This is a genomic window from Klebsiella sp. 18074, assembly GCF_902705905.1.
GTDB lineage: Bacteria > Pseudomonadota > Gammaproteobacteria > Enterobacterales > Enterobacteriaceae > Klebsiella > Klebsiella terrigena.
Map to the genome: position 1 here is coordinate 16,958 of NZ_CACSIS010000044.1, position 14,414 is coordinate 31,371.

The following is a 14,414-nucleotide window of genomic DNA, read 5'->3' on the forward strand; positions in this document are numbered from 1 at the left end:
TCATGGCGTTGGTCGGTATTAATAACGAAAACGAATTTTACTCCAACCATTATCTGGGCGAAGTATTTACCAGCGATATCCGCGAAGCTCTGGAGCCGTGGAACGAACAGGAAAATGCCGCTCGTGAAGTAGAGCGTGCTGCCAGAGAACAGGGCGAAGCGTTTACGCCGGGCTACCGGGCGCCCTGGAATCAGCTAAATAGCCTGGCAACAACCTTCTTCCGCCAGTTAGCTGAACAGGAAAAACAGCGCCAGATCCCGCAACGTCTGGCGGATCAACGCAGCCGCTGGCAGCCACTGTTACAAGCTTTGGGATACGAACTGAACCCGCAAATTCAGATACTGGAGGACGGTTATCCTCTTCCTGTACTGGCGCGTTATAACAGCGTGGATGGCAGCCCGTGGTTATGGATTGTTGAAGCCCACGATGTGGAAGAGGGCACTCTCGATCCACTGGCGTTATCCTTGCTGAAGGCTCAGTTCCCGGCTGATGTAGATAAAAAGCACCGTGATAATCTGCGTAAAAATGCCCGGGGTGAATACCGTTCCTGGCAGGATCTGATTTCGACAGAAGTCTTCACCCAGCCAGAACCACCACGTTTTGTCTTGCTGCTTGGCAACCGCCAGTTGCTGCTGCTGGACCGCACCAAGTGGGCGCAAAACCGCCTGCTACGTTTTGATTTCGAAGAAATTTTAAGCCGCCGCGAAACGGAAACGCTGAAAGCGACGGCGGTGTTACTGCACAAAGATTCGCTCATGCCTGGCAGCGGCGCACCTTATCTCGATTCATTGGATGACAATTCCCACAAACATGCGTTTGGTGTGTCCGAAGATCTGAAATATGCGCTGCGTGAAAGTATCGAACTACTCGGCAACGAAGCGATGCGTTACCTCATCGAACGCGGGCTGGCGAACTATACGGGTAACCGTGCCGTTAACCCGGAAGATCTCAGCCGCGAATGCCTGCGCTATATGTATCGCCTGCTGTTCCTGTTCTATATCGAAGCTCGCCCGGAACTGGGTTATGCGCCAATGCAGGCGCGGACCTATCTGCAAGGTTACAGCCTGGAAACTCTGCGTGACCTGGAAATGATCCCGCTTACCAGCGAAGAGGACAGAAATGGCCGTTACCTGCATGACAGCCTGAATATGCTGTTTAAGCTGGTGCGTGAGGGTTACAAAGGCGGCGAGAAGATCCAGAGCGACTGGATCAGCGGTGAACAAATCAGTGTTCACAGCAACCAGTTCAAAATCCCTCGTCTTGAAAGCCATCTTTTTGCGGCAGAAAACACGCCCTATTTGAACCGTGTTGTGTTCCGCAACGAAACACTGCAACAGGTTATTCAGGCGATGTCCCTTAGCCGTCCAGGCAAGGGGCGTTTTGCGCGTCGTGGGCGTATTTCTTATCGCCAGTTAGGGATTAACCAGTTAGGTGCGGTGTATGAAGCGCTGCTCTCTTATCGTGGATTCTTTGCCAGCCACGATCTCTATGAAGTGAAAAAAGCTGGGGAAGAGTTCAACGAACTGGAAACCGGCTACTTCGTCAGTGCCGATGAGATAACGAAATACCACGATGACGAAAAGGTTTACGAGAAAGACGGCAGCCTGCGTATTCACCGTCGGGGCAGCTTTATCTATCGCATGGCCGGTCGTGACCGAGAGAAATCGGCGTCTTACTACACCCCAGAAGTGCTCACCCGCTCGTTAGTTAAATACGCGCTCAAAGAACTGTTTAAAGAGCAAATTGAGCCGATAGCCGATCCCCACGCCAAAGCCGATGCCATTTTAAAACTCACCGTTTGTGAACCCGCAATGGGAAGTGCAGCGTTCCTTAATGAAGCCATTAACCAGTTAGCAGAAGCTTATCTGTTCCATAAACAGCAGGCTGAAGGGCGACGCATTCCACAGGATCAGTACACCCAGGAATTACAACGGGTGAAAATGTACATTGCAGATAACAATGTCTTCGGTGTGGACTTAAACCCGGTAGCGGTTGAACTGGCAGAAGTCTCCCTGTGGTTGAACGCCATTAGCGGTGACACCTTTGTGCCGTGGTTCGGTTACCAGCTGCACTGCGGTAACTCACTGGTTGGTACCCGTCGTCAGGTTTTCAATAAAAGCGAACTGACCTACAAAAAGGCTAAAGATCCGAGCTGGCTAAACAGCGAACCTACTGAACTGGCAATGAATACGCCGCGTGAGGAAAAGCAGATTTTCCACTTCCTGCTGCCAGACAGCGGCATGGCAAACTACAGCGATAAAACGGTTAAGCAGCGTTACCCGGACGATTACAAGCTGTTAGATGCCTGGCGAAAAGCGTTTACCGCAAGCTTTGAGCCTCATGAAATTAATGACTTGCAGCGTATCAGCAGCAAAGTAGAAACGTTGTGGAGTGCGTATCGCCAGCAGCTTAAAGCTGAACGCGAAGCCACCGCTGATGGTTATGCCGTCTGGCCATTGCCAGCCGATGCACAGCTGCACTCCAGCATGCGCAGCAAGGACGAGACGTTCAGTAAACGCCATCAGGACAATAGCGACTATCAAAAACTGCGCTGGGTAATGGATTACTGGTGTGCGCTGTGGTTCTGGCCGATTGATAAAGCGGATGAACTACCGGATCGCAGTGCCTGGATGTTTGATCTGGAAACCCTGCTCGACGGCATTGTGATAACGGAAGAAGTCACCGCTGCCGAGTCAAACATCATGGCCGGTTTGTTTGACGAAGAGGAAAACATCCGGGAAGAAGCATCGTTGTTCTCCGGTACGGGTCGTTTGAAAACCGATGTGCTGTTCCGCCATTTACCGCGCCTGAAAGTGGTTGATGCTTTGCGCAAACAACACCGCTTCTTCCATTGGGACTTAGAGTTCAGCGATCTGTTTGCTGAACGCGGCGGTTTTGACCTGATGCTAGGTAACCCGCCGTGGCTGAAAGTGGAATGGCAGGAAGCGGGCGTGCTGGGTGACTTCGAGCCAGAGTTTGTGCTGCGTAAACTGAGTGCATCGAAACTGGTAACGCTACGCGAGCAAACCTTTAATCACATCCCTGAATTGGAAGCTGCCTGGCGCAGTGAATACGAAGGTTGTGAAGGGATGCAGAACTTCCTTAATGCGCAGCAGAACTACCCTGTGCTGCGTGGTGTGCAGACCAACCTGTATAAATGTTTCTTGCCGCAGGCGTGGCGTTTAGGGGCAGAAAAAGGTGTGGCAGGGTTCCTGCACCCTGAAGGGATTTATGACGATCCGAAAGGCGGGCAGTTGCGTGCTGCTGTGTATCCGAGGCTAAGAGCGCATTTTCAATTTATTAATGAAACGAAACTCTTCTCTGAAGTCCATAACCAGACATTGTTTAGTATTAATGTCTACGGCCCGTTTTGTTTTAGCCCTGAATTTTCTCATGTGTCGAATTTATTTATTCCTCAAACAATTGATGCAAGCTTTGAACATAAGGGTGAAGGTATTGTCCCTGGTATCAAAGAAGAAAGTGAAATTGATGGAAAAGTAAAGGTTAAGTGGAACTTCCAGGGGCATAAGGAACGGGTACTAAACATTGATCAAAAGCAATTAGATCTTTTCTCTCGTCTCTATGATTCAGCTGGAACTCCTGCATTAGAAGCTCGCCTGCCTGCTTTACATGCAACACAACTTGTTGCAGTACTTGAGAAGTTTGCTGATCAGCCGAAGCGTTTGGGAGATTTGCAGGACGAATATTATTCGACTGTAATGTTTGATGAAACCTACGCTCAACGTGATGGTACAACCAAGCGGCAAACACAGTTTCCAGAAGATGCCTCACAATGGGTTTTATCTGGTCCGCACTTTTTTGTTGGCAATCCATTCTACAATACGCCAAAAGCAGTCTGTGATACCAATAAAGCATATGACAATCTCGATCTGCTGACTCTGCCAGACGACTATTTGCCACGCACTAACTATATTCCAGCATGTGATGCGCAGGAATATGCCAAACGCACGCCGCGAGTAATTTGGACAGAGCCGGGCGAAGATGAGCCGAGAAAGGTGACGGATTATTATCGTTTTGTGAATAGACGAATGTTTGGAGGTTCATCGGAGCGTTCGATGATATCTGCTATCGTTCCTAAAAATGTTGCACATATACACCCTGTACTCTCTACTACATTCAAAAATATAAATAACTTGGTTAGTTTCTCTGCATTTTGCCATTCAGTTGTTGCTGATTTCTTTCTGAAAACGACAGGACGCTCAGATGTTTATGAATCTACATTGCGTGGATTTCCTTACATAGAATTACCATCAGCTAATTTGAGGGCTCTAACACTCAATGGCCTCGTACATGAGTATTCTGAACTCTGGCAATCAAGCTATACCCCTGACTTCAACACCCAACATTGGAGCCGCAATCTCCCGCAGCTTCCACAGGATTTCTTCACCAATCTGACTCCTGAATGGCAGCGCAACTGTGCGCTACGTACTGATTACAGCCGTCGTCAGGCGCTGGTGGAAATCGACGTGCTTGTCGCTCAGGCCTTAGGTTTAACACTCGAAGAGTTGCTGACTATCTACCGCGTACAATTCCCAGTGATGCGTCAGTACGAAGCCGATACCTGGTACGATCAAATCGGCCGCATTATCTTCACCCCAAGTAAAGGGCTGGTGGGCGTAGGCCTGCCGCGCACCGCGCGTAAAGCTGATTTGAAAAATGGTTATGCGTTCTCGGTGGATAGCCCGGACTGGAAGGGCGGAGATAGCGAGGAATTGGCTATCGGCTGGGACGATGTTAAACACCTGCAAACCGGCACTGTCAGCGTCACTTTTGATGACTACACCCGCAGCGATGAAGGCGAGCGCCGCACCGTGACCTGGCAGGCACCGTTTATCAAACCAGACCGCGAAGACGACTATAAAGTCGCCTGGGCTTTCTTTGAAAATGACAAGGAGAGCATCTGATGCTGCCTTCCGTTGTCAGTCGGCAGGTTGCCGACAGCGTAGCCGAGTTTTTACGCGCGGCCTTTCCGCTCAATAGCCCGCTCTTCAATGGTGAAGAGAACGAAGATATCAATATGCTGGAGGCATTTCTGCGCCAGCCGGAAGCGTTATTGAAAGGGCCGTATCTCTCCGCTCAGCTGCCGTTTCGTAAAAGTACCTTGCCGCTGGATTTCTTCCCCAATCTGTCGCTGCCGTTCCCGCCGCATGCCCATCAGGCGCAGGCTTTTGAACGGTTGGGAAATGATGAGCCGCAGCCAACGCTGGTGGCAACCGGCACGGGTTCCGGTAAGACAGAATGCTTTATGTTCCCGCTGCTTAACTATTGTGCTGGAACACCGGGTGTCGGGGTGAAAGCGATAGTCATTTACCCGATGAACGCCCTGGCAACCGATCAGGCTAGCCGCTTTGCTCAAACTATCAGTGGCGACCCTCGCCTGCACGGTAAAGTCACTGTCGGTTTGTTTGTGGGTGATAGCGAAGAACACCCCAGCAAAAAAATGTCCGCTGATAAGGTGATTACCTGTAAGCATACGCTGCGCGACAGTCCGCCAGATATCCTGCTGACTAACTATAAAATGCTCGATTACCTGCTGATGCGCCCCGGCGACCAAAAGCTATGGCGGCACAATAAGCCCGGGATGTTGCGCTATTTGGTAGTGGATGAACTGCATACTTTTGATGGTGCGCAGGGTTCCGATTTGGCCTGTTTGGTGCGCCGCCTTAAATACCATGTTGGCGTAGATAACGGACGTTTTGCTTGTGTTGGCACCTCCGCAACCGTCGGTGATGAACTGGGGCAATTGCTGGACTACGCGCAAACTATTTTTGATCAGCCGTTCACCGATGCTGCCGTGATCCGTGAAGATCGTTACAGCGCCGCCGAGTACCTGCAAGGCTTTGAAATAACTCACAGCCAGTACCCAGCGCCAGAAGATAAAAGGGTGCTTGAACCTCATCGTTATGCCACGCCGGTTGATTATCTAAACGGGCAAATTCCTCTCTGGTTCCCGGAAAGCACGCTGCACCTTCCGCAGGATCTGGAAGACGATAACGGGCGTGAAAAACGCGTAGCGCTCGGTGAAATGCTACGTCGTCACAGCGTGTTGCATGTGTTACTGCGTGATTTACAGGGCGGTATTCTTTCCGAACAGCAGTGCCTTGAAAACCTACAGGTCATGCTTGCTGAAAGCCCGGAACACGCCGCTCTGGTTTTGCAAAGTATTTTGGCGCTGATTGCTCAGGCAAGGCTGGAAGTACCGGAAAACCCAGGTGACCATCAGCAGCGAATTGCAGCAGGTAAACCACGCCCGGTCTTACCCTTTGTACAGCTGCGTTCACAATTATGGTTACGTGAAATGCGCCGCCTGGTGGCCAGCGTTTCAAAAACACCGCAACTGGTTTTTGCCGATGACCTGACTGTTGAAGACAGAGAACATCACCTGCCGGTCATCCACTGTCGTGACTGCCATGCCACTGGTTGGGCGAGTATGCGCCACGGGCAAAATGTGCAGCTGGAAACTGATCTTGATGGGATTTATCGCCAGTTCTTTGAAAAGGGCCGCTCGATTGTGCTGGCCTTCCCGGATAAGAATGAAAAAGCCGTCAGCGGTATGCATCAAAAATTATGCCCGGCTTGCCTGAAGCTTAATAAGCAATCCAACGTGCAGTGTGGGCACTGTGGGTATAGCGAAATGGTGCGGGTACTGATCCCTGACATGCTCAAAGAGCGCAAAGACCAGCTTGAGTTCGCCAACGAATGCCCTTATTGCAACAGCAAAAATGGCATCTCGATCCTCGGTTCTAGAGCGGCTAGCTTATCGGCGGTGATGATCCATCAGCTCTATGGCAGTAAGTTTAACGAACATAAAAAGCTGATCACTTTTTCAGACTCCGTACAAGACGCAGCCCACCGCGCAAGTTTCTTTACTGCCCGCACGTGGCCATTAATGGTGCGTGGGCAGATTGCCCGTTTACTCAATGTCGGTGAAACCTTACGGCTTGACGAATTCGCCCAGAAGGTTTGCCAGCAAACACGTGAGACCTCGGCCGATGACGCACATTTTGTAGCGAATTTCATCGCGCCAAATATGCAATGGCTAAACGATTATCAGACGTTAAAAATCGAAGGTCAGCTGACCGAAAACTCGGATCTGCCGGAGCTGGTCCGGTTACGTCTCGACTGGGAAGTGTGGAGCGAATTTACCCTTCGCGCCAGTATCGGGCGAACATTGGAAACCACCAGTTTTGCTGCTACGGGCATAGATACTGAACGCCTTAATCCTGCGATTAAAGCATTGCATCAGCAGCTTTGCGAAGAGTTGGGTGACCTGATGAACGGCGTGACGGTTGAGCAAGTCACACATCTGGCCTTAGGGATTTTGTGGTATCAGCGCCATGCTGGTGCGGTGATGCATCCGGCATTTGAAAGCTATCGCCGAGATGGTTCGACCTTTATGATGACGCAAAAAGAGCGTACATCACGCTACATGCCATCTATCGGCCCAAAAACGCGTAAACCTGTTTACGCCTCATTTGAAAAAATCACCGGCTTCCACCGTCTTATCGGATCTAAGGACAACCCAAGCTGGTATCAGCGTTGGTTAACGCGCTCATTAAACAGCGGCGATAATATTTTCATCAGTAGTATTTCGGAAACGATATTGCGGCTGCTTTATACGGCGCTGCAACGTGCAGGAATTGTGACATCTTTCGATACCAAAGGCCGTGAAGCCTGGGGATTGAGTACTTCGGCACTGGTCGTCAGCCGCGATGTCAGCCAGCTCAACTGCACGTGCTGCCGGGAAATCGTTCGCGCGCCATCCGAACAGGCGTGGCTTTGGGAAAATGCCCCCTGTATGTCACTGCGCTGTGATGAAGGTCGCTACCAGATTACTGATAGCAAGCCGACGCTGCGTTGGGACAATATGGATATTGCCCGTGTCATGGGAGCTGAGCATACCGGCTTACTTACCCGTGAAGATCGCGAGGCGACGGAAAAATCGTTCTATCGCGGCACTAAGCCCTGGAACATCAATTTATTATCAGCGACGCCTACGCTGGAGATGGGTATTGATGTTGGCGATCTTTCTTCGGTTTTGCTTTGTTCAGTGCCCCCGGCTCAGGCTAACTATTTACAGCGTATCGGACGTGCCGGTCGTAAAGACGGCAATGCATTAAACATTACTGTTGCCGAAGGGAACCCACACGATCAGTTCTTTTTTGAAGAACCGCTGGAGATGATGCAGGGGCAGGTTCAGGCTCCCGGTGTATTTCTCAATGCAGTGGCGATTCTCGAACGACAACTCGCCGCGTTCTGCCTGGATAACTGGGTAAAAACCGGTGTGCCAGGTTCCGCCATCAGTAAAAACGTGAAGCAGATGCTCGATGAATTGGATACTGGCCGTAAGGGCGGTTTCCCATACAATTTCCTGCGCTATGTGCAGGAACATCGTGTGGCGATTGCTGAACGTTTTGCCGGGATTTTCCCGCAACTGGAAGCTGATACCCTGCTGCAACTGACCCATTACCTCACCGGTGAGCAAAATTATCGTTCGCTTGAACAAAGAATAGATACTGCACTGGCGCAATTACTCGAAGATCGCAAGTCATTACGTGCACGTATTGATAAATTGAAATACAGCATCGAGAAGTTGAGGGCGGCGCCTCAGGATCAAAATTACGAAGCTGATTTGCGTGAACTGACTTCTGAGCGTTCAGCATTGCAGTCACTGATTCGTCAAATAAACGACAAGCAGACCCTGAACTTCCTCACTGATGAAGGCTTGCTGCCGAACTATGCTTTCCCGGAAGCCGGCGTGACTTTACGTTCTGTTTTGTGGAGGCGTAAAGAAGGGGGGCAAGAACGTGAATTCCAGAATACAACCTACGAGTATGAACGCCCTGCCGCCACAGCACTGGCTGAGCTAGCCCCCTTGAATAACTTTTATGCGGGTGGGCATAAAGTAGAGATCGAACAAATCGATCTTAACGTCTCGAAGCCTGAAAACTGGCGGATATGTAGCCACTGCAACTACAGCGAAAATATCGATCAAACGGGTGACCAGCATAAGTACTGTCCAAAATGTGGCACGCCTGTTTGGGCTGATGCAGGGCAGAAAACGACCTTACTGAAATTGCGTCAGGTCTATGCTCGTGCCAGTGCACGCGATAGCCAAATCAGCGATGAAAGTGATAGCCGCGAACCGACTTTCTTCCAGCGGCAGTTACTGGTGAGTTATGAACCTCAGGATGTCACGGCGGCCTATGCCATTGACGAAGGCGAAGTCCCGTTTGGCTTTGAGTTCTTGAGTAAAGTGACTCTGCGCGATATTAACTTCGGCAAGATGGCTGATGATGCCAGCGAGTTGATGATTGCGGGTGACAAAAAGCGACGTACTGGTTTCCAGGTTTGCCTAAGTTGTGGAATGGTTAAACGCCCGCGTAACAATGATCCGCGGCGAGATCATGATCTGAGCTGTAAATACCGCAGTGAGCCAGAAAAAGCGAAGTTTGAAGATTATCTCTATCTTTATCGCCAGCTGGAATCTGAAGCGCTGCGTATTTTATTGCCAGTAACCAGTTACAGTAATGACCGTATTGTTGAGTCGTCACTTGCTGCTGCCATCCAACTTGGGTTGAAACATTACTTTAAGGGGAATGTTGATCACCTGAAGGGGATTGTGTATCGCGAACCTGAAAACGAGGGTGAATCGTGGCGGCAATATCTGGTCATCTACGATACGGTGCCAGGAGGAACGGGCTCTCTAAAAGAGCTGATGAGAACGCCAGACAACCTGCTGAAACTGTTGCAGCAGGCCTATCAGGCATTAGTGGAATGTAGCTGTAATCACGATACCAGCAAAGATGGCTGTTACCGTTGTGTATACGCCTATCGTGACCGTGGGCGCATGAAGTTTGTTTCACGTGACCAGTCACGCGTACTGTTGGCGCAAATTCTTAAAGCCAGCGATAAAATCCGCCAAATTAAAACTATCAATAGTATTTCGCTCGACGCAATGATGGGGTCTGAGCTTGAGAAGCGATTTATCAGCTGCTTGCAGGAGCAAAAAAGCCTGGTTGTTAGCCGCAGCTACGCGCACCAAAGCGCAGGCTGGGTTATCAACACCCGAGCGGAGTCTTCGTCCAGTTGGCATTTAAAAGCACAGGTAGATTTAGGGGTTAAAGAGGGGGTGGGTATTCCATCACGCCCTGATTTTGTTCTTTACCCTATTGCGCAACCAGCAGATATAAAGCCAATCGCGATTTTCCTCGATGGCTATGCCTTCCATAAAGACACAGTTTTTGATGACGTTCAGAAACGGCAAGCGATCAAAGATAGCGGGAATTACCACGTCTGGACTATTGGTTGGCGTGATCTTAATGAGGCTGGGTGTAAGCATCTGCAGGATGTACTTGGTCTTGGGCATAATCCGGCAATGAAACAGCCTACGATTTATAACCGATTCCATGATGTCAATTTTGTGACCTTGCATACTTCGGTACAAGACAGGAACAGCTTCGATTTGTTACTTGATTATCTGACTGAGCCTGAGCAAAAAACCACGCTTTGGAAAAAGCTGGCTGCTGCACATGCCTGGGTATGGCTGGACGTTAAGCGTTCGCAAGAGCCAGGTGCCCAGCAAAAATATGCTTATGAAATGCAGGAAAATGCCTCACCTGTACGTCAGAAGCAGATTTTACCCGACGAACCTTTTGTTTTTGGCGGGCTACTGGACAGTTGCGGTTCATCTCAACAATTTATTGAGTTGGCATCAGTACTGCTTCAGAGCTATCTCAAGACTACGCCAACAGCGGATCAGCTGTGTGAGGCATTACGACTTCATCTCTGCTTTGATGACCGCCATTCAGAAGATAGCGGTTATGAAGCTGGATTTTATGGTTTCTGGCGCCTGGTGAATCTGCTGCAATTTTTGCCTGATATGTCGTTTACCAGTCGTAAAGCAATACATCAGCCGCAAGAAAAATTAGTCGTTTTGCCGATAGAAGCAGCTCAAGAAGTGCAGTCAGATGCCAGTTGGGCAGAAATTATTGAGTTTGAATTACTCACCAGTGAAGAAATTGCTTTGCTTCAGGCTCATGACCTTGGAGCGCCTGTTCCTGGCTACGCCTTACAAAACGATCTGGGTGAGATTATTGCAGAAGCCGATCTTGCCTGGCCTGAACGGAAACAGGTCATCATTTTCGAAGATGAGAACTTCGCTTCTCATTTCATAACACATGGCTGGCAGGTCGCTTTAGGCCCAATCAGCGAAGAAACCTTACAACATCTGTCAGGAGGTGATAAATGACGGTTCAGTCGCCAAAAGTGGCACTTTCTGATGGCTTTTTGGGGGCGTTTGCTCGTATCCCAAAAGCGCAGCAGAAGAAAGTTCAGGAGTTTATTTCTAAGTTTCGTCAGGACCCGACCAGTAACGGGCTGAACTACGAAAAGATTCACGATGCCCGAAGTGCCAATGTTCATTCGGTACGCATTGATCAAACATACCGCGGTATTGTGCTTAAACCGGAACAAGGCGCGATATATATGCTGATGTGGGTGGACAAGCATGATGAGGCCTATGATTGGGCCCGCCGTCATGATTGTTCAATCCACCCATTAACGGGGGCGATTCAGGTTATTGATATCAGTTATATCAAGTCTGTACCTGAGCCTGTTGCACCAGATAAGCCTAAGTTATTTGCTGCATATACAGCCGATCAGATCCTGACACTAGGTGTTCCTCCTGTATTTATCGATCAGGTCATGGCCCTGACGGATATGGATGGACTTAACCAACTCGAAAGCGTGATGCCTGCGGAGGCCTGGGAGCCACTTCATTGGTTGTCTGAAGGATTGGATTACCAAGAGGTTCTGGAAGAGTTTAACGACCGCAAAGATGTACCTGTCGATACTAACGACTTCATCGAAGCTATTGAACGCAGTAAGCGTCGATTCCATGTAGTGGAAAATGAGCAAGAGCTGCTACAAATGCTTAATGCGCCGTTAGAAAAATGGCGAATTTTCTTACATCCAAGCCAGCGTAAATTGGTAGAAAACCCGGCAAATGGCCCTGTTCGTGTATTGGGTGGAGCAGGTACAGGGAAAACAGTAGTCGCTATGCATCGTGCAAGATGGTTGGCTCAACGCCTGGTTGATCAACCGGGCAAGAAAATTCTGTTTACGACGTTTACACGCAACCTTGCTGCAGATATTCGTGCCAATTTACAGCGTCTTTGTACTCGCGAAGAAATGGCACGCATCGAAGTTATTAATATTGATGCCTGGATGAGTGAGCAACTTAAACGCCATGGTTATGATTTCCGTGTAGTTTATGAAAGCGATGAAGGCCGTCGCAAATGCTGGAATTATGCTTTGCAGCAAACCCCAGCAGAGCTCGGTTTATCTGATAATTTTTACGCGGAAGAATGGGCTCGGGTAGTGCAACCCAATGCGGTCTACAGTCGTGAAGACTACCTTAAAGTGAGTCGGCTAGGGCGCGGAACCGCATTGTCGCGTATTCAGCGAGCCAAAATATGGCCTGTATTTGAAGAGTTTCGTTCCCAAATGGCACGCGCTAAATTGCGTGAAATGGGGGATGCGATGCATGAAGCGATTGTCCTGTTTAAAGAAAAACAGGTTCAGTTACCTTACAGCAGCATTGTGGTCGATGAAGCCCAGGATATTGGTGCTCCTGCCTTTACTCTAATTCGTAGTCTGGTACCTGAGTCACCTAATGATCTGTTTATTGTCGGTGATGGGCATCAGAGGATCTATCGCAATAAGGTTGTCCTGGGGCAATGTGGCATTAATGTCCGTGGCCGCCGAAGTAAGAAACTAAAAATTAACTACCGTACAACCGAAGAAACTCGTCGGTTTGCCGTTGGGTTGTTGACTGGAGTTAAGGTAGATAACCTGGATGGTGAAGCAGATGCCAGCAATGATTATTTATCATTGCTGCACGGTGACCAACCGACCATAACTCATGCTACCGATTTCAAAGAAGAAGCTAGCACCATCGTTAAACAAATTCAGGCGCTACTGGCTAACAATGTGCGCTCCCAGGATATTTGTATAACGGCCCGTACCAAGCACACCTATGACCGTTATGCTTCTGCGTTAGATGATGCTGGAATTGAAACTTATTCTTTAGGCCAGGACAGCGGTGATACTGATCAACGTTCTGGGGTGCGTATGGCAACGATGCATCGCATCAAAGGACTTGAGTTCCAGTATGTCTTCCTTGCCGGGATTAACGATGGTGTTGTACCTGAGGTGAAAGCCATCACTTCAGATGATCCTGTAGAGAAACGTGATGCGTTGTTCAATGAACGAGCATTGCTTCACGTGGCAGCAACGCGTGCAGTAAAAGGATTATTTGTTTCATCATACGGTAAACCTAGTTTCTTACTGGAGCCTGAAAGCGAGTAATACAACCAGATATCCAGAGGTTACAGCTTCTGGTTATCTGCATTTTATCTCTCATTAATATCGGCCACTGATTTGCTGATTTGGTAAGGATTAGAAAATCAAGTGGCACATGGAAGGGCTTTCGCAGTGCACAAATTGCGTGTTGTTAGCCCTGTGGGCATAAAGGACTGACGCAACGAAATGTACATAGAAAAATTTCTGACTGAATACGATGACTCGCTAACAGGTGAATTGAATGTTGATCCGCTTGGGCAATTAGTCATCTGGTCGTCCTGGGGGCAGGACATCTTTCATAGCCGTATTACTTCTATCGCAAATGATGTGCGGCAATACACGCTGAATCTGATGCATCACAGCGTACTTCGCCAGCTGCTGGCAGATGACAAGCAGCAAACTGCTGGCGCGATGAAAAGCCTCTATCATAAAAAGCAGGCGCGCGAGTTCAGCGCAGCCTGTCTGATCCATCTTGAAAATATCTATATCTACGCCATGCTGGCGGCTGAAAAAAGGGGCGTCACGCTCACCGGTGTGCAGGGTATCAATAAAGCCCGGCCAAGATGGAATGCCGCAGAAAAAAATCCTCAGTTGCATTTTGGTCATGAGAAGCGCAGTGAGCTGCTGACCAATCAGATTGCGCTTGGCACCAATGGGCGCTACAAATCGCCAATGATGAATATGCAGTTTTTCACGACTGATTACCGCTACGATCTGCCGGGTAATAAGCCTGTGTGGCAGGCAGCAGAGGCATTTATCCAGCATGTGCCAGAGCTGAATAAATTACGTGAAGCGGCTCTGACCCACTTACAGTCACTAATGCAGGTATCACATAAGCGCGATCTCAGCCCAGTTTACGAAGACATTCCTGCCAGCCTTAAAAAGGCTTATGTGACGGCATCGGTAAGTGTCAAGATAGTTGGCACCCCCGGTTAATTTAGGCTGCCTGTTTTCCCCGCTCTGGATTCAGCATTACCTCGCCTATCGGTTGCCAGTTCCGTGTCCTGCCGGACCAACGCTCAGGGCGT

4 protein-coding genes are annotated in these 14,414 nt (G+C 49.3%); all 4 read left to right on the forward strand.

Annotation, left to right across the window (positions count from 1 at the left end):
• The first annotated feature begins 2 nt into the window (after nt 1–2).
• Nucleotides 3–4,925, forward strand: coding sequence for a class I SAM-dependent DNA methyltransferase (locus GVK32_RS26690; protein ID WP_159873728.1), 4,923 nt, complete (start codon nt 3–5; stop codon nt 4,923–4,925).
• The gene (locus tag GVK32_RS26695) at nt 4,925–11,272 is read left to right on the forward strand and encodes a DEAD/DEAH box helicase (protein ID WP_159873730.1); all 6,348 of its coding nucleotides are present in this window, start codon (nt 4,925–4,927) and stop codon (nt 11,270–11,272) included. Before GVK32_RS26690 ends, GVK32_RS26695 begins: the two co-directional genes overlap by 1 nt.
• Complete coding sequence (locus GVK32_RS26700) at nt 11,269–13,392, forward strand: ATP-dependent helicase (RefSeq protein ID WP_159873732.1); 2,124 nt, start codon at nt 11,269–11,271, stop codon at nt 13,390–13,392. The genes GVK32_RS26695 and GVK32_RS26700 overlap by 4 nt, the downstream gene beginning before the upstream one ends.
• A gap of 180 nt (nt 13,393–13,572) precedes the next feature.
• Nucleotides 13,573–14,322, forward strand: a complete 750-nt coding sequence (locus GVK32_RS26705; RefSeq protein WP_227697911.1) for a hypothetical protein — start codon at nt 13,573–13,575, stop codon at nt 14,320–14,322.
• Nucleotides 14,323–14,414: the final 92 nt, after the last annotated feature.